Source organism: Brevibacillus sp. NPDC058079, from assembly GCF_042885155.1.
Classification (GTDB): Bacteria; Bacillota; Bacilli; order Brevibacillales; family Brevibacillaceae; genus Brevibacillus.
This window is the reverse complement of the sequence record NZ_JBHVSO010000016.1, coordinates 81,990-99,995: the sequence shown is the minus strand read 5'-3', so window position 1 is coordinate 99,995 and position 18,006 is coordinate 81,990. Positions and strand designations below refer to the sequence as shown.

General features: G+C 48.1%; 13 protein-coding genes. All 13 read right to left on the bottom strand.

All coding sequences use genetic code 11. From position 1 onward, the window contains the following. Positions 1 to 132: 132 nt before the first annotated feature. The 13 genes from ACFVS2_RS30695 to glmU all read right to left on the bottom strand — a co-directional run bounded on the left by ACFVS2_RS30695 (position 133) and on the right by glmU (position 17,936). Positions 133 to 2,166, bottom strand: coding sequence for a copper amine oxidase N-terminal domain-containing protein (locus ACFVS2_RS30695; protein WP_390240191.1), 2,034 nt, complete (start codon positions 2,164 to 2,166; stop codon positions 133 to 135). 381 nt (positions 2,167 to 2,547) lie between these two features. Further along, positions 2,548 to 4,683: a GDYXXLXY domain-containing protein gene (locus ACFVS2_RS30690; RefSeq protein ID WP_390240189.1), complete on the bottom strand. Its 2,136-nt coding sequence runs from the start codon at positions 4,681 to 4,683 to the stop codon at positions 2,548 to 2,550. Positions 4,684 to 4,793: 110 nt separating this feature from the next. Then, positions 4,794 to 5,087, bottom strand: coding sequence for an RNA-binding S4 domain-containing protein (locus tag ACFVS2_RS30685; protein WP_007726420.1), 294 nt, complete (start codon positions 5,085 to 5,087; stop codon positions 4,794 to 4,796). Continuing rightward, on the bottom strand, positions 5,074 to 6,546 hold the full coding sequence (gene yabN / locus ACFVS2_RS30680) for a bifunctional methyltransferase/pyrophosphohydrolase YabN (protein WP_390240197.1): 1,473 nt from the start codon (positions 6,544 to 6,546) through the stop codon (positions 5,074 to 5,076). Before yabN ends, ACFVS2_RS30685 begins: the two co-directional genes overlap by 14 nt. Positions 6,547 to 6,555: 9 nt before the next feature. Next, entirely contained in the window at positions 6,556 to 8,220 is a 1,665-nt protein-coding gene (locus tag ACFVS2_RS30675; RefSeq protein ID WP_390240187.1) for a putative polysaccharide biosynthesis protein, read from the bottom strand. Positions 8,221 to 8,329: 109 nt separating this feature from the next. Then, complete coding sequence (gene spoVT / locus ACFVS2_RS30670; protein ID WP_012683876.1) at positions 8,330 to 8,872, bottom strand: stage V sporulation protein T; 543 nt, start codon at positions 8,870 to 8,872, stop codon at positions 8,330 to 8,332. A 235-nt stretch (positions 8,873 to 9,107) separates the two neighbouring features. After that, a complete protein-coding gene (locus tag ACFVS2_RS30665; protein ID WP_173620747.1) occupies positions 9,108 to 10,175 on the bottom strand; it encodes a peptidylprolyl isomerase in 1,068 nt (355 codons plus the stop codon). Positions 10,176 to 10,215: 40 nt separating this feature from the next. Continuing rightward, positions 10,216 to 13,764, bottom strand: coding sequence for a transcription-repair coupling factor (mfd, locus tag ACFVS2_RS30660; protein ID WP_390240184.1), 3,549 nt, complete (start codon positions 13,762 to 13,764; stop codon positions 10,216 to 10,218). A 146-nt stretch (positions 13,765 to 13,910) separates the two neighbouring features. Further along, on the bottom strand, positions 13,911 to 14,141 hold the full coding sequence (locus ACFVS2_RS30655) for an anti-sigma-F factor Fin (RefSeq protein WP_007726431.1): 231 nt from the start codon (positions 14,139 to 14,141) through the stop codon (positions 13,911 to 13,913). A 61-nt stretch (positions 14,142 to 14,202) separates the two neighbouring features. Continuing rightward, positions 14,203 to 14,772 carry an aminoacyl-tRNA hydrolase gene (gene pth / locus ACFVS2_RS30650; protein WP_173620749.1) on the bottom strand — a complete coding sequence of 190 codons (570 nt, stop codon included), beginning with the start codon at positions 14,770 to 14,772 and terminating at the stop codon, positions 14,203 to 14,205. A gap of 106 nt (positions 14,773 to 14,878) precedes the next feature. Next, complete coding sequence (locus ACFVS2_RS30645) at positions 14,879 to 15,487, bottom strand: 50S ribosomal protein L25 (RefSeq protein WP_173620750.1); 609 nt, start codon at positions 15,485 to 15,487, stop codon at positions 14,879 to 14,881. A 90-nt stretch (positions 15,488 to 15,577) separates the two neighbouring features. Continuing rightward, positions 15,578 to 16,528, bottom strand: coding sequence for a ribose-phosphate diphosphokinase (locus ACFVS2_RS30640; RefSeq protein WP_007726399.1), 951 nt, complete (start codon positions 16,526 to 16,528; stop codon positions 15,578 to 15,580). Positions 16,529 to 16,550: 22 nt separating this feature from the next. Further along, a complete protein-coding gene (gene glmU, locus ACFVS2_RS30635) occupies positions 16,551 to 17,936 on the bottom strand; it encodes a bifunctional UDP-N-acetylglucosamine diphosphorylase/glucosamine-1-phosphate N-acetyltransferase GlmU (RefSeq protein WP_173620751.1) in 1,386 nt (461 codons plus the stop codon). Positions 17,937 to 18,006 lie beyond the last annotated feature (70 nt).

The following is an 18,006-nucleotide window of genomic DNA, read 5'->3' as shown; positions in this document are numbered from 1 at the left end:
ACCGGAAACGCTATCTTATTTTTGTCCTTCGGACCTAACTCCACACAAGTCTAATTTTGTCTTGAAACAAAAAGTAGTGTTTATCTACAACCTGAAACCCCGTATAAATACGGGGTTTTCTTCTAATTGTCCTTACTTGTATACGGTGTAGTTCCCGTTCACATAGATGATTTTGTAACCGGTACGCTCCGTGATGGTTTTAAGAGGTAGGGTAGGAACGTTGTTTTTCAGCTGAACCGCTGCAGGCAGCGTTACATTTTGGCCATTGATGGTCGCTACGTTTGAACCGACCTTAAATTGCATAACCGTATTGCCGCTCACGACTTTGGCAGTCGTTTTGGTGTAGCTGATCGAAAACCCGAGCGCATCACGGAAAAACGTAGTTGGCATCAGCGTGTTGCCATTTACAGTATACGGTGCCACTGCGAGTCCGGTTGTTTTACCAGCCTTCGTAAAAGAAGCAACGCTCTGCTTGAAGCTCACACCATTCAGAGTCACGATGGTCGCCGGACGAGAGAAGAGCAAGCCTCTCTCCTCAGAGTTGTAGACGCCAATGCTGTACACACCTGGCGTAGCAGGATTCACAATGCCAGCCGTCTCGGCGATATTGACCTGAGCTGCTGTTTTTGCCGGAATATCCTGGGCAGGAATAATAATCAGATTTTGTCCGCGCACACCAACAAAGCTAGCGGCCACACCGTTCACCGTTACTGTGTTCGCTGGCAGGTAGGCTGGAACACGGAAACCAACTGGGAGTACGACTTCAATGAAGCCTTGATTGCGAACAATCGGAGCACCCATCGCCTTGATGCCGATTGAAATACCAGCAGGAGTAGAGGCAGTCGCTCTCGTCAGCCCAACCGTTGCCAATGTGTTATCCACCGCGACTGGTGGAGTCACTCCAATAACTTGAAACTCCTTCGACTTATAGGTCTTGTTGTCGATTTTAGCCGTCACGGTATATGTTCCCGCTGTTCTCGGAGTGGTCAAGTAGCCTTCGAATGCAAACTTGATGGTCGCGCGATTCGTGCTAGTGAATCCGTAAGGCGTGCGGAAATAAACCTTATTCCCCAACACACTTACATTCGTCACTTGAGCATTATTGACGGTGACGCTGTTGCTGGTAAGAATCGGTGGAATGGTTACCCCACTTGGGAATTCGACCTCGATTTCTGCGTTCGATCCCAGCTTGGTGGAGAGATCTACATCAAACGTATAGCTCGTACGCGCTCCCGCTGAACTGTCCGACAAAGAAACGGTGAATGGCGTATTGCTTGTGTTTGTAATCTCTACATCTTTTGACTTGTATTCCTTGCTGTCATATTCCACTTCATACGAATAGTACTTGTCTGGCTTGGATGGGTTTACAATCCCTGCTGAAGAGGTAAACTCCAGCTTTATGTAGCTATCTCCGTCTGCACCACTCGGAATCTCAATTCGAATCGAGTCGTTATCAAGAATCGAGACGTAATCCGGTTTGTACCCGTTTACCTTCACATCAGATTTGTTGATGCTCTTTGGCAGCATGTCCTTGGAGGGGAAATTCACATAAATGTATTTGCCCTCTTTCAGCTTGCTTTTCGAGGTGAGATTAAATTTTCCGAGCGTTAAAGAGATGGTGTCCTCGGCATTCTTACTGCTGTGGGAAGCCTCGAAGTCGCCCTTGCTGCTGCTACTGCTGCTGCTTGAAGACTTGGTGATCGTAATCTTATCTCCCTTGTAGCTGGTCTCCGCGCTTGTTTTTACTTCAATTTCGTAGCTGCCCTTGTCTTCTGGGTTGGTGATATTATCAATAGTCAGTATGAGTACAGTACCTTTTTTGATCTTTTCATCAACTTCGACCTCAACCACATTTTTGCTTACGTATACGTTGTCGATTGAAATCTTGTTTTTATCGTCATCTTTTAGCGTGACATCCGATGTTTTCAATTTTTTATCCACCGAATATTCGGATGGGAATCTAACGAAAATACTGTCACCCGATGATAGGTCCTTATTGATTTCAAACTCAATCGTATATTCTGTTTCCTCATCCACACCTGTATCGTCTGCAGAGACATCCTCAATAGAGAGAGCATAAGCCGCCTTTGGCTCGAGCATCAGTGGACTTGCCAATACCGCGGTGGCCAGCAGCACCGAGATCCCTTTGTTTACGCTTTTGTTCATCGGTAACGCCTCCTTCTCTATAATTCCCTACTATGATAGGTAATGTTCGGCAGGAAAGGGTTACAGACTGGTAACGAATGATTTTACCCACAGCTTGGAAAAGTCGACCCATCCAAACGAATCAACCGCAATTCCTTGCAAGGCGGGATGGTAGTGATCGAATCGCTTCGCATGGTACAGGAAAAGCCTGTCCCTACAATTGCAGACTCCGAAAACGGCACATCATACGGCAAGATCGACATCCCAATGCAAGATACCAAATGCAAGAAAAAACCGTTTGGCTTCCGTAGATGAAAAGTAATGGCTCCGTTGAATTCCAAAGAACGTTTACACGCAAAAGAAGCTGCCCGATGACACAGGCAGCTTCTTCTTTTGGAATATCTACTGTTTCGACAGGCTCTCCAGGATGGCATCGCCTCTCTCACCAATTTTCACGATAGCGTACTTGGCATTCCGCTCCACTTCAAGTCCAGTTCCTTCGGGGACAAAATAGCTTTCTATGCCGTATTCCACCCGATTGATACCGATCGCGCTTCCATTAATCACCACATCCGATGACTGAGGCTCGTAGGTACGATTCCATTGACCATCAATCTCATAATAGCCACTGTAGCTGTGCAAGCCATTTGCTTGTTGACGCAGTACGACTCGAATCTTATCCCCTGAGTCAACCTGTTCCTGGTCCAGGGTAGATATGGTGTAGTCAAGCCTGACGTAATCACCTTGCAGTAACGAACGCGGATCGATTGGAACCAGCTCTAGCTTCACTGTTTTTCCGTTGGCCAGGATTGTCTCACTGCTCCATACTTGATAGCCACCCAAAACAAATTGCAGCAAAATGACAGGAAGCAACATAAGCGCTTTTCTCACAAAAAGGGAAGGCTCGTTTTTCGGCCACTCGATTTTCGACCTTCGATCCCACCACAAGGTAGCGATGAAAAACACCAGGCTGAGCAGAAGCAGGCTCAATGACTTGTGCAGCAAGCTCCATAGCATGTCGTAGTACTTCATGAGGAGAAAGGCAAACCAGAAACCGAGCACGATTCCGAATCTCACCTTATTTTGCTGATGCAATGTCCGGTACAACAAATATGTGCTGACTGCGAAAAAAGCCAAATTCACTACCACATTCATGGATCCCGATTGAAACCTTTCCTCAGTCAGGATCAAAAGCGAGAGTAAGGCGTACACCAACGAGCTGTTTTGCAAAACGACAGGCAATTGCTTTACGTAATGCATCGCCAATTGCGTAGCAAATATGATTAAGAGCACATATTCAAAGGAAGGCAGATACTCATCCAGCTTCGTAGCCAGGACGACTAAAAAGGTCAGCTGTGTCAAAAGCCGCGCCGGAATGGCAGAGACAGCTTTCCAAACGTATAACAGTACTAACAGGAAAACGATCCAGTAAGCTCCTTCTAAAAACAGAACAGAACCGACACCCAATATATACCCCATTGTGAGCAGCGTATATCGTACCGTTGCATTCATCCTACTCATAAACACCACAGGGCCAATAAAGCCAATTAATGAAAGGAAAAACAGTAAATCAATAACGGTATCCTCTTCAATGATCAGAAAAAGCAGACCTGCTATCGAAATAGCTCCAATGGACGCGGCGATAGTCGTGACGAGAACCGTGAATGCCTCTTGAAAAAACACAACCCATTTGCTTTTTTGATACGCTGATTCCTTGCGCAGCCAATTAATCCCTGCAACTGCCCCCCAAACAATGAGTGCGGTCAGCAGCAGCATCAAAACAAAGAAGCCTTCTGAGAAATACTTCACCATGTAGGATATGAATTTAACGAGCACAAACAGCGAGAGCAGCGAAGCCGTCACAATCAGAAACCCGCGACTCGGCACCCATTTTAAAAACGTGACAAACAGGATCCCGCCCGTCAGGACATATAAAAGCTCAGGGAGCGGACCATACACTTCGGTGAAGGATGAACCGAAAAGACTGACAGAAAACGTCAGAAACGATAAGTAGTAAATCGGCTTGGAACGCAATTTCCCCGTAGAGGTTAGCCAGAACAAGATGATATTTCCCAAGGCAATCAACCAAAACATCATAAACCACCACTCGTCTTCACGCGCTACACGAATGACGGATGGATGGAGAAAGAAATAAATCGCCAAATGAGCAAGGACATAGCTGATGACATAGAATGGCTGATACCGCGTCAAAATCGCGAACAGCAAATTCGGAATGAGCCATACGACGAACAGCATATAGCTATCGGCATGACTATTGTATATTTGCCCCAACAAAGCCACACTGATGCCAAAAGCCAAGCCTCCAGCCACCAGAAGCCAATTGCTCAAAAACGTATGTCGTTTGATGAAACGCAGTCCATAGGATAATAAATAAAAAAGAACGAGGATTGCTACACTGACGCCGATCTTTTGCTCCCTGACCATAAGCGGCCAGTTTGAGGCAAAAAAGTACAGGATAGATGATAGCAGAAGCGAAATGGACAAAAAGTAGCCTGTTCGAACTCCGTTTTGTTGCATACAGCACACATCCCTTCGGAAATGCCTTCAGGTACTCTCATTATATCCTTTGATTGGGAAAAAAGCCTAAAAAAAGACTGCCCTCTCGGCAGTCTCTTTTTGCGCGCACATTACCCTTTGAGGTAGGCGTCTTCTTCTTTTTCATCACGCGGAACGGGAACTTCGCCAATGACGGAATACAGCGAAGCCGCTTCTTCCTTGCGCGGGTTTTCCTTGATGTCCTCTACTTTTACCGACACGATTTTTTGTCCGAAACGGATCGCCAGCTTGTCGCCGATTTTCACGTTACTGGACGCCTTTGCAGGGCGATCGTTGATTTCTACACGCTGTTTGTCGCACACTTCTTTAGCGAGCGTGCGCCGCTTGATCAATCGAGACACTTTCAAATATTTATCGAGTCTCATGCTTGGCTTCCTCCCACCATTTGTCCATCTCTTGTAGGTCTGTCTGCTCAAAGGTACGACCTGCCTTTTGCAGCTTGCCTTCAATATAGGAAAAGCGCTTCTTGAACTTGTTGTTGGTCAATGCGAGGGCTTCCTCCGGATCGAGCTTCAGGAAGCGCGCCAGATTGACCACCGCGAAAAGCAAATCACCCAATTCGCCAGCGCGTTCTTCCTCTGATGCTTCTTGCAGCTCGTGGTACTCCTCTTCTACCTTTTTGTACACGTCTGCAATATCGTCCCAGTCAAAGCCGACTTGGGCTGCTTTTTTCTGTAGCTTGTACGCATACATCAATGCTGGCAAGTCACGCGGTATTCCCGCCAACTGTGATTGAACCGTTACATCGATGCCTTTTGCTGCTTTTTCCTGTGCTTTGATCTCCTGCCAATTCGCCAGCGCTTCCTCGGAATCATTCGCGCTCTTTTCCCCGAATACATGCGGGTGGCGGCGAACCAGCTTTTCATTCAACGTCGCGACAACATCATCTACCGAAAAATATCCATCTTCGGCTGCCATCTGCGAATGCAGCATGATTTGCATTAACAAATCACCCAGTTCCTCACACATCGCATCTGGATCATCGTCGTCGATCGTCTCCAAAACCTCGTACGTCTCTTCAATCAAGTTTTTGCGGATGCTTTGATGTGTTTGCTCGCGATCCCACGGGCATCCATCCGGACTGCGCAGGATCGCCACGATCTCCTTCAAGTAGGAGAATTGGCGGTACGATACCTTCTCGTCCTTCGTTGGCGGTACATACACCAGGGACAAATTCCCGAAATGATCGAGTCTGTCCAGTTCATACAACGGCACTGTCTCAATGATTTCTTGCCCCGCTACCCCTACAGCTGTCGCTACCGTCACCTCGTAATCGTCCGGCAGCACTTCCATCAAGGTCAGCTTTACATCAGAAGCCACAAAGGCATCGTACACTTGCGCGATAATCGTATGCAGACCCGGTGATACTTGATGAGCAGCGAGCGCCGTCCCATCCAGCAAAGAGAATCCATCGATCGGGTCGATATGTAGGCGGGCAAACAACGGATCGATAAAGCTCTGTCCACCGCCAATTTCGATCTTTACTCCACGTTTTGGTCCCTCTGCCAACAACAGCTGCACGGTACGTTCTGCTACCAAAGGATGACCTGGCACGGCATAGACAAGACTGCCTGCTTCGTTTACCCGTGAAAAAAGCCGCTCCACGATATCGGTGTACACATCCGAAAACGTATCGTGCTGCTCATATACATCATCAAAGGACTCAATCGCGATGCCTTCTGCGATCAACTCGGCTACGACCGGATGCTCTTTCGTGCGCAAATACAGCTGTTTAGCAGCTTTGAGCGTACGATAGATGCCATAAGGGAGCTGGTCCAAATCTCCGGCACCAAGACCGACTACGGTAATGTTCTTATTCTTCATTTCCACTCGTCACGCCTCCTTTTCGTTCATTCTTGCTTTCTCCGCTGGGAGGAGCTTATATTTCGTTAACAGCGAAGCAATTCGCTTTCCTTTTGGCAAAAATTGAATATCGTTTCTCGTAAGTCCACCCGTTTTCAAAAGCGCCAGCAAATAGACCAATGCTCCTGAACCGACAGCCATCAAGCCTACCAGCGTATAGAACAAGCGATTTGAAAGTCCGGCACCGCCGAGCACTGTATTAGCGAGCCACTCCACAATCAGCACGACAATCGACATCACCACGACGGACACAAATGGCTTTTTCACCGTTTGGCGGAATCCAATATTTGCTCCCGTGTATTTGATTACCGCAAGAACGTTCAGTCCCATGGCGACCAAATAAGCTAAAACAGTGGCCACTGCTGCACCAGAAATACCCCAGAACGGAACGAGCGCCAGATTGAGGATGAGCTTCACCAATACACCAATAAACAGGTTGCGGGCAGGTCGCATTACGCGTCCCAAGCCTTGCAAAATCCCCGCGCTGGCAATACTCACTGTGGCGAAAATAATCGTGAAGGACTGTACGGCGAGGGCCTCGGTACCGTTGCTGTCTCCGTAGAGCATAACGTTGATCGGCTCCGCCAACAGAGCAAGTCCAAAGGAAGCAGGTAATCCCAACAGGAAGGTGAGTCGAATCGCGATTTCGGAACGATGAGAGATCAATTGATGCTGACGCTGGGCAACAGCTTCACTGATTGCAGGCACTAATGCTAGCGACAAGGACGTGGCGAAAAACGTACCAAACTGTATGAGTGGCTGTCCACGGTCAAATGCACCCTTCAATAGCTTGGCCATGTCCTCCGGGGTCCCGCTCCATTGCAGCATATTGACGACGGTCATCGAGTCTACAAGTGGTACAAGCGGCAGAACCAGTGCGCCCATACAAATCGGAACGGCGTAGGTCAAGAGATGACGTAATATTTGACGATTGGTCCACGATTGCGCTGCCGATTGCTGTACGTGACTGATGGACAGCTGCCCCATCTTCTTGTCCGCTCTCCAATACCAAAGCAAGACGAGAATAGCAGCAATGGCACCTGGAAAAGCAGCAAAAACGGCACCTGTACCAGCCAGGTAAGGGTCCTGATACACGTTCATCGCCCAGAATGCAGCAACCAGAATGAAAATCACGCGAATGAACTGCTCAGCAACCTGAGAGACACCGGTCGGCATCATATTTTGATGCCCTTGAAAATAGCCGCGCAAGATCGCAACCATCGGCACCAATGGCAGTGACCAAGCTACTGCTCGGAGCGGGGTAATCAAATGCTCATCACCCATCATACGGGCAATCATAGGTGCCCCTCCATATAACAGTAAGAAGAAAAAGATCCCGAGAACGACCAGCGATATACTGGCTACTCGAAACGCCCTGCGCGCCCCGATCGCATCCCCGACAGCGATGCGCTCTGAGACGATCTTGGAGATGGCAATGGGGAAACCCGCCGTCGCTAGAATCAACAACGCGGTGTACAGCGGGTATACTTGCATATATACGTACAAGCCGATATCTCCGGCAATGTTTTGGTATGGGATGCGGTATACAGCGCCTAACAGCTTGGAGACAAGACCGGCAATTCCAAGTATCGCCGCGCCTTTCACAAATTGAACGGAAGCCTTTTCTTGAGCCATGTGCGTGAAATTTCTCCTCTCCAACCTAAAACTTCGTTCATTATACCACAAGGCCATAGGCACAAGAAAAACAGCCCCGGGGTACGAGGCTGTTTTTGAAAATCCTATGCTATTGCTCCATCTGCTTTGCCAGGAAACCGGCCGCTGTTTCCGACATTTTGATCTCCAAATCACTCATCTTCGTTGACTCGTTTTTATTGAGGAGGATCACGGACCCGATTGGATCTCCTCCTGCAACAATCGGTGCGATGACGAACGAGCCCATCGTCTCGTTCAAATCACGACAAATTTCATAAGAGCCTGCGTTTTTCTCCAGTCGGGTCTTTCTTTCCTCCAAGCATTTCTCAACAATACTACCAATTGGTTTCTCCAAGTATTCTTTTTTGGAGGCCCCCGCCACAGCAATGACAGTATCCCTGTCTGAAATCAGTACGGTATGATTCATGCTTTCATACAAAGAGTCCGCGTACTCTTTTGCAAAATCACCCAATTCTCCAATCGGTGAATACTTTTTGAGAATGACTTCTCCGTCACGATCCACAAAAATCTCAAGCGGGTCGCCCTCACGAATGCGCAGTGTACGACGAATCTCCTTAGGAATCACGACCCTACCGAGGTCGTCAATTCGACGAACGATACCAGTTGCTTTCATGTCTTGTTGCCTCGCTTTCCCTGAGAAGTGGGTAGTGAATAGATGGTGGTTGGTTAGTTGTATTTTTTCCTCAAATTCTAATTTTAACTATGGGTGATGGTATCAATTTTTACCAGTTACCTCAATTACTCTCCCCCGGGTGGTAGCGAGTGATAATAGTATTTGCCCATGCTTGAAGAATATGCGAGAAAACGAAAAAACAGGGAAACGAATTCCCTGTTTTTCTTCTGACTTCTTATTTCTTCGCCGGAGCGTCATTTTTGGACTGCGGGATGTTGAATTTCGTAATGAGCTTGTCCAGCTCGTTCTTGGCGAAAGCATCGTAGGCTTTCTCCAAAGAACTCGCGCGGAGCTGTTCCTTCATCTCATCAAAGGTCTTTTCTTTGCGATTCTCGACCTTAATAATATGGTAACCAAAATCAGTTTTTACTGGCGGGCCAACTTCACCGACTTTTTGCGTCAGGGATGCTTCTTTAAATTCTGGTACCCATTGCGTTACATCCGCATTTTCGTACAAGCCGCCAGACTGCTTGCTACCTGGGTCATCTGTGAATTCTGTTGCCAGCTTCGCGAAGTCTTCACCCTTTTTCAGGCGCGCTACCAAGTCATTGGAGATTTTCAACGCCTCTTCTGGTTTGCGCTTTTCGGTAGAGATCAGGATGTGGCGAACAGAAGCAACGGTACGGGAAGCTTTGTCCATTTGATCATAGGTTTGCTTCAGCGTAGCATCGTCGATATTCTTTTTCATCACATTGATGGACTGGTTGATCAGGTCCATCTGATTTACGATCATGTCCTTGGTTACGCCTTGGCCTTCCATGAGCTTGTTGAATTGAGCTTCATCCTTGCCCAAAAAGCCCATGTACTGCGTTTTGATTTTCTCGAAGGTTTTCTCAGCGAGTTCTTTGGACTCTTTTTTCATAGCATCGTCAGAACGGCTAGCCAAAACCTTGGTAGCTGTATACTCACGCGCAAAAGCTTTCAGTGAGTTGCTATCAGCCATTTCAATCATAGTGCCTTGTTGTGGGTTCATGAAGTTAATGACACGCAGGAACTCTTCGAACTCATTTCCTGTTACAGTTCCTCCTTGATACTCCACAATGACCGCTTTCTGGTCTGCTGCGTAAGGCAGAGTGAGTTTAGGGAATTGTACCAAAGGATCATTAGCAGCTTGATTGCCGCCATCTGTCTGATTCGCTGGAGTTTTTGAATCTTGTTTCGCTTCTTCTGCTTTTCCGCCGCAACCAGTCATGAGTGCCACGACCAGAACAGCCGAAGATAGAATCGCTACAGAACGTTTCATAAATAAGGTTCTCCCTTCCCGGGCAAGCCCATTTTGTCAGTTAGGACACAGGGCTCTCCGTACCGGTGTCTCTTCGCACCTGGTGAAATTGACGCAGCAGCTTTTCAACCAACTGCACGCCCTCATCTTCTTTTAACCCCTTTACTTTAACAGCAATCGTGATCTGTTGTCCACCCGACAGCCCAACCCTCTTGCTCCAGTTGCTGGTAAGCGCAAACAAGGCTCCACCATCGATGTTGTTGTTCTGACTAGGGTGCAGGAACAATTTAATCTCGTCTGGATTCTTTTGGCTAATTTCGGTGATGTGGTGCTTCAAGGCATACACACGCATACGGGAAATGGTCAACAGATTATCAACTGGCTTCGGAACTGGTCCAAAACGGTCCAGCAGCTCCTCTGCCAAATCGTCGACGTCGTCCAAGGTAGACACCGCGACAAACTTTTTGTACATCTCGATTTTTTGTCGGCTGTCCGTAATGTACATCGACGGAATATAGGCATCCAGTTGCAGATTAATCTCCACAGGTGTGACAATTTCGTGTTTGACTTCGCCTTTCAGCTCATCAATGGCCTCTTTCAGCATCTGGCTGTACAAGTCGAATCCGACCGTATTAATAAAACCATGCTGCTCGGCGCCCAGCAAATTACCCGCTCCACGAATAGACAAGTCTCGCATCGCGATCTTGAAACCAGAGCCGAGCTCGGTAAATTCCTTGATGGCTTGCAGACGTTTTTCCGCTACCTCTGTCAGCACCTTGTCCCGTTGATACGTAAAGTAAGCGTACGCAATTCGATTGGAACGACCTACACGTCCACGCAGCTGATACAGCTGGGACAAGCCCATTTTATCTGCATTGTAAATAATCAGCGTATTGACGTTCGGGATGTCCACCCCGGTCTCAATGATCGTCGTGCTGACCAATACGTCAAAATTCCCTTCCAAAAAGTCGAGAATGACGCCTTCCAGCTCGCTCTCGTTCATCTGCCCATGCGCTACAGCGATACGCGCATCTGGAACGAGCATAGAAATCTGCTCCGCCATCTGTTCGATTCCTTGTACTTGGTTGTAGAGGAAGAACACTTGCCCATCACGAGCCATCTCACGCTCAATCGCTTCGCGAACGAGGGCAGGGCTGTAATCCATCACATACGTCTGCACCGGAAAACGATTTTCTGGTGGTGTTTCGATAACAGACAAATCACGCACACCGAGCATCGACATGTGCAGGGTACGTGGAATCGGCGTAGCGGTCAGAGTCATGACATCCACATTCGTTTTGATCTGCTTCAGCTTTTCCTTGTGGCTCACGCCGAAGCGCTGCTCCTCGTCTACGATTAACAGACCGAGCTCGCGGAATGTCAGGTCTTTGGAAAGCAGACGGTGCGTACCGATGACGACATCGACTGTGCCTTCCTTCAGTCCTTTTAGTGTGGCATTCTGCTCTTTGCGCGAACGGAATCGACTCAATACCTCCACGCGGATTGGATATTCCGCAAAACGCTCACGGAACGTCTCGTAATGCTGCTGTGCCAGAATCGTAGTTGGAACCAAAACGGCTACCTGTTTTCCGTCCATGACAGCCTTGAAGGCCGCACGAATCGCAACCTCTGTCTTCCCGTAACCCACGTCCCCACAAACGAGGCGATCCATCGGACGTTTGCGCTCCATGTCCGCTTTCACTTCAGAAATCGCGCGGAGCTGGTCTTGTGTTTCCTGATACGGGAACATCGACTCAAATTCACGCTGCTCTGTCGTGTCGGGAGAGAATATATGACCGACAGCCGATTCGCGGGCTGCGTACAGCTTGATTAAATCTTCGGCGATATCCTTTACAGACGACTGGACTTTGTTTTTGACGCGTTTCCACTCGCTGCCACCCAAGCTGTATATCTTCGGCTGTGCCTCTTCGCTCGCCACGTACTTCTGCACATGGTCGATTTGATCAATCGGAACAAACAGACTGTCTCCTGCGGCGTATTGAATATGAAGGTAATCTTTATGAATTCCGAGAATTTCCTTGGTTTCAATTCCAAGGTATTTTCCAATCCCGTGATTGACGTGGACGACGAAATCACCAGGCTTGAGCTCAAGGTAGTTTTTGATACGCTCCGCGTTGTTCATCGTCTGTTGCACTTTGCGTGCCTTGCGCTGTTTCGCGGTAAATACTTCACCTTCCGTAATAACAACCAGCTTGTTTAGCGGCAGCTCAAAGCCTGTCTGGAGGTTTCCTAAAATGATCGTAGGACGCCCCGGAGGCACCGTCTCCACTGCATCTGTTAAAACGTCCGCTTCCATTTCGTAGTCATGCAGGACACGCTCCAGTCGCTTCGCACGCTCCAAATCAGCTGCGACAAAGACGATCTGATCCTGGGACTTCTTCCAACGGGCCAGTTCTGTTTTCAGTACGTTCATCTGTCCGTGGAAGTTTTGCATGGTGCGGCAAGTCAGATTCACGATGTTTTGCGGCTGGGTCTTCGGTGATTGTCTCAAAAATAGGGAGAGGTAAACGATCTGTCGCTTTTTCGTCGACACGATATCGTCGTACGTGCGCGACAGGCTGAGATTGGACATATATTCGCCCTGGATGATACGTCCTGTCAGCCATTCCCCTTCTTCTTTTTGCAATTGCGCTGCCGTATCCAACACACGAGAAGGCTCATCAACGATCAGCAAGGTATCGGAAGGCATATAGGACAATAATGTATCACCCGTCGGGTAAATGACAGAGATGTACGAATACAGCTGTGCAAAACGCTGTCCTTGCTTCATTCTCTCTGCATCAGAGCCGATTCGCTCCATGACCTTTTCCTTGGCAGCCCCATCCTTCAAATTGGCGATGGTTTCTCCCAGCTTTTGTTCTAAACGAACAGCCGATTCCTGCAATAACGGAGTCGAAGCGATCATTTCTTTTGCCGGACCGAGAATGTAAGTCTGGACGGATTCCAATGACCGTTGGGAGAGCATGTCAAATGTACGGATCGAGTCGATCTCCACATCAAAAAGCTCAATCCGCACCGGCCACTCCGAATCGATCGGATACAAGTCGATGATTCCGCCGCGAATACTCATTTCTCCCTTGCGCTCGACCATGTCCACTCGCTCATAGCCAAGCTCAATACATCGGAGTAAAAAGGACTCGATATCGAGCTCATCACCGACGGATAACTGAATTTGTGCTTCCTTCCATACTTGCGGGGGAACGACCAAGCGACGCAAGCCAGCAAAAGGTGCAACCAAAAAACCCGTAAAGCCTTGGGCCAGACGGTTGAATACATGAATTCGCTGCGCCAGCATTTCAGGGCTGGCAATGGCAAGCTCAGAGCCAATCAGCTCATTACCGGGATAAAGCAACACCTGATCAGAGGGAACCAACTCGATCAAATCTTCGTATACTTTTTGTGCTTGGTACATGTTATGCGTCACTACGCAGACCGGACGATCTGACATTTGTTGCAATGACGCCATCAATACTTGCCGTGCGGAACCAGCTAAGCCAGAGACAAGCTGCTCATGTAGCCCCTTCTCCAAGCCAGCCACGATTGTCCCGACGTTCGTGTCCTGTTTCATCGGGTTAATGATGACTTGCATTCACTAATCCCCTCTCTAATTCTTCTGTGAACTAAAATCAGACCCTCGCTTACGTTCACAACAACCGCAGGTCAGCCATGCGAAAAGAAGCCTTAGCTCCCCAAGCTAAGGCCTTGTCAGTGCAAGCCTTCCTAATGCGTATCCACTTATTGAAGTGGGTTTCCGACTAGCGAAAGCTCTGGATGCTGAATCAGCGCTTCACGGCAATAGTCGCACGTGATGCTGACGACCGTATCTCCACTTTGTTCTCTCGATATTATAAGAGCACGTTCCTCCGGGGTCAAGGAATCAAACCCGAGCTGCGCTTCTGTTACTTGCGATTCGTCAAATTCTGCAATCTTCATGCCGCAGCAACGACATGTATAGCGTATGCTCATGCACATACCACCCCCATACTGTTCCTATCGGTTAGTATGGACGATTGGGTGGGAAATCATACTACTTCTTCAAGCTGTTGTAATGGTTCATGACCTTTAAAAACGACTCTCTTGTCCACATGGCGCATGCATCAGCAGCCAAGCTCACCGCTTCTTGAATGTCGGCTCTTTCCGCCACTGGAAACGTATTCAAAACATAGTCGCTGACGCTCCGCCCTGGTTCAGGACGACTGATTCCGACCTTGATTCGTTTAAACTCCTGTGTGCCCAAATGCTGAATCATCGACTTGATGCCGTTGTGCCCACCAGCGCTGCCTTTTTCTCGCAGACGAAGATGTCCAGTCGGCAAATCAAGATCGTCGTAGATGACAACGAGATCGTCCGGAATCAGCTTGTAAAACTTGAGGACTTCCGCTACCGATTCACCGGAGAGATTCATGTATGTCTGTGGCTTCACCAGCAGCACCTTGTCGCCTTCGATTCGGCCTTCGCCCACGAGGGCACGAAACTTGTTTTGCGTAACAGGAATTCCCCATTTGTCGCTAATCTTATCTATGGCCATAAAGCCAGCATTATGTCTGGTGTCTTCATATTTTTTGCCGGGATTGCCCAATCCAATTATGACTTTCACGCTTATTCCCTCCTACTCTCTTCCCATTGTACTCGAATGGTCACGTGAACAAAAGGAAAAGGGCAGAGATGAAATCACCTCGCCCTTCTTTATTTATGCCACGATATTATTCGTTAGCGGTTCCTGCTTTTTCGGCCACTGCTTCTGCTTCTTGCTCTGCATCAATCGATTCTTCGGACTTAACCTTAACTGGCAGGACACTGATCAGCACTTCCGTGGAATCAAGCCCTAGCTCGACTCCTGGTGGGACAGTCAGATCCGCTACCAAAACGACATCCCCGATATTGAACCCGTCGACATCGACCAGGAACGATTCTGGTATATTACCTGGCAAGCAAGTCACTTCCACACTGTGGCGGACAAGGGTAGCCACACCCAACTCCGGATCTCCTGTCATGAGGACAGGAACGGACGTGTGTATTTTTTCATTCATATTGATCTTCTTAAAATCTGCATGCAAAATGTTCCCCTGCAAAGGATGCCGTTGCAGCTCATAAACCATGACATCGTGCGTGTCCCCGTCTACACTCAACCGGAATGGCTTGTTCGTCGCCTGATGACGCAGGGCAGCATCCAGCTCTCTTCCTTTGAGCTGAATCGGCTTATTGCCCACTTCGCTGCCGTACATAATACCAGGAATCCAACCTTCCTTGCGCAGTACCTTTACAGCATTGCCTGTCTTTTTTTCGCGAGACTGTGCCTGTAATTGTTCCACAAAAAAACCTCCTTCGGACCGCTAGTAAAAGTTTCCTCACTAGCTTGTCCATCGGAGGTTTAGTTCAATCCCCAAACAGGGGATTGTATATTAATCGAACAATTTACTTACGGAAAGCTCTTCGTGAACACGAATGATTGCTTCACCAATGATTGGCGCTACGGAAAGAACGGTAATCTTATCGATAATTTGTTCTTCTGTCAGCGGGATCGAGTTGGTTACAATCAGTTCCTTGATCTTCGAGTTAGCAATACGCTCGATAGCAGGACCAGACAGAACTGGGTGCGTGCAGCATGCATATACTTCACGTGCGCCTGCTTCTACAAGTGCACTAGCAGCCAATGTGATCGTTCCAGCGGTATCGATAATATCGTCGATGATGATCGCTGTTTTGCCTTCGATGTTACCTACGATGTTCATTACTTCGGCTACGTTTGGTTCTGGGCGACGTTTGTCAATAATGGCAATAGGCGCTTCCAGACGTTCTGCCAATTTACGAGCACGGGTCACTCCACCGTGGTCTGGAGATACGACAACGATATCTTTCAAACCTTTTTCAGAGAAGTGTTTACCCAAGATAGGCACACCCAGCAGATGATCAACTGGAATATCGAAGAAGCCTTGGATTTGTGTTGCGTGCAGATCCATCGTAATCACACGTTGTGCACCTGCTGTCTCGATCAGGTTCGCAACCAGCTTGGCCGTGATTGGATCGCGTGCACGTGCTTTACGATCTTGACGAGCATAACCGTAGTAAGGAATTACCACGTTAATACTCTTAGCCGAAGCGCGCTTCAATGCATCGACCATGACCAACAGCTCCATCAGATGCTCATTAACGGGAGCAGATGTTGGCTGAATGACAAATACGTCACAACCGCGAACGCTTTCATTGAGTTTGAGTTGGCATTCGCCATCACTAAAGCGCACTACTTGTGCGTTTCCGAGTGGTACACCGATGTGTTCGGCGATTTCTTTTGCCAGTTCCGGGTTTGCGTTGCACGTAAATACCTTCAGTTTTGGGTCGCGGTAGTTAGCCATGATCTTCTCAAGAACCTCCCGTTTATGATTGCTTTTTGCCCTTGCGAGGCATTTTGTTCGCGTAATCGATTTTATTTACTTGACGCTCACGTGCGATCGCAAGCGCATTATCTGGCACATCTTCATTAATGGTCGATCCTGCAGCTACATAAGCATTTTGTCCAACTGTAACGGGCGCAACCAGATTGCTGTTGCATCCGATGAATGCTCCATCTTTTACTGTTGTTTTATGCTTCACTGCCCCATCATAGTTGACGGTAATCGTTCCACAGCCAATATTGACTCGGTCTCCGATCTCCGCATCTCCTACATAGCTGAGATGAGGAACCTTCGTACCGTCACCAATTTTCGCATTTTTCAATTCCACGAAATCACCGATTTTGGCATTGCTTCCAATCTGTGATCCTGGTCGAACATAAGCAAATGGCCCTACAGATGAGTCGCTTTCCACACTCGAATCAACCATCACCGAGTAAGAAATGTTCACGCCACTCGCTACTTCCACATTCGTCAGATCCGCTTGGGGTCCGATTACACAATCAGCTCCAACGGTTGTTTGTCCACGCAGGAAAGAACCTGGGTGGATCACGGTATCTGCCTCAATCTTCACATCAGTTTCGATGTACGTAGACGCTGGATCAATGATTGTCACACCATTTCGCATGTGACCAGTCATAATACGTTTTTTCATGTAGGCTTCTGCTTCCGATAGCTGTACACGATCGTTAACACCCATTGTTTCCTCTGGGTCAATCGCTTCGTATCCAACTACCTTTTCACCTGCATCACGCAAAATACCGACAACGTCTGTTACATAGTATTCGCCTTGTGCGTTGTCATTTTTCACTTCCGCCAAGGCTTTCCATAATTTTCGGTTGTCATAGCAGTATATGCCCGTATTAATTTCACTGATCGCCCGTTCCGCTTCAGTAGCGTCCTTATGTTCCACGATTCGCAATACTTCGCCCGCCTCATTGCGCACGATACGCCCATAACCTGTTGCATCAGGTAATACGGCGGTTAATACAGTTGCAGCCGCTTGCTGCTCCTCGTGATAGGTCAGCAAGGCCGACAACGTAGTCGCTGACAAGAGGGGAACGTCTCCATATAAAAGAAACGTAGTTCCTTCTTTATCCTGTAAAAACGGTGCTGCCTGCGAAACGGCATGTGCCGTTCCCAACTGTTCTTCTTGCAGTGCATAAGTGATGTCATCGCCTAGTTTGGCGCGGACAGCGTCAGCACCATGACCTACGACGACAACGATATCCTGAACCTGCATGGACGCCATCGTATCGACTACATGCTGAACCATAGGCTTTCCGCACACAGGGTGCAAGACTTTGTACAGCTTCGATTTCATCCGTGTACCCTGACCAGCAGCCAGAACCACGGCATGGATCTTAGACATGTCAACCCTCCATCGTAGAAGTTCCACAATGACTATATCCTAATTCATATGTGAATTTCAAGACAATCGA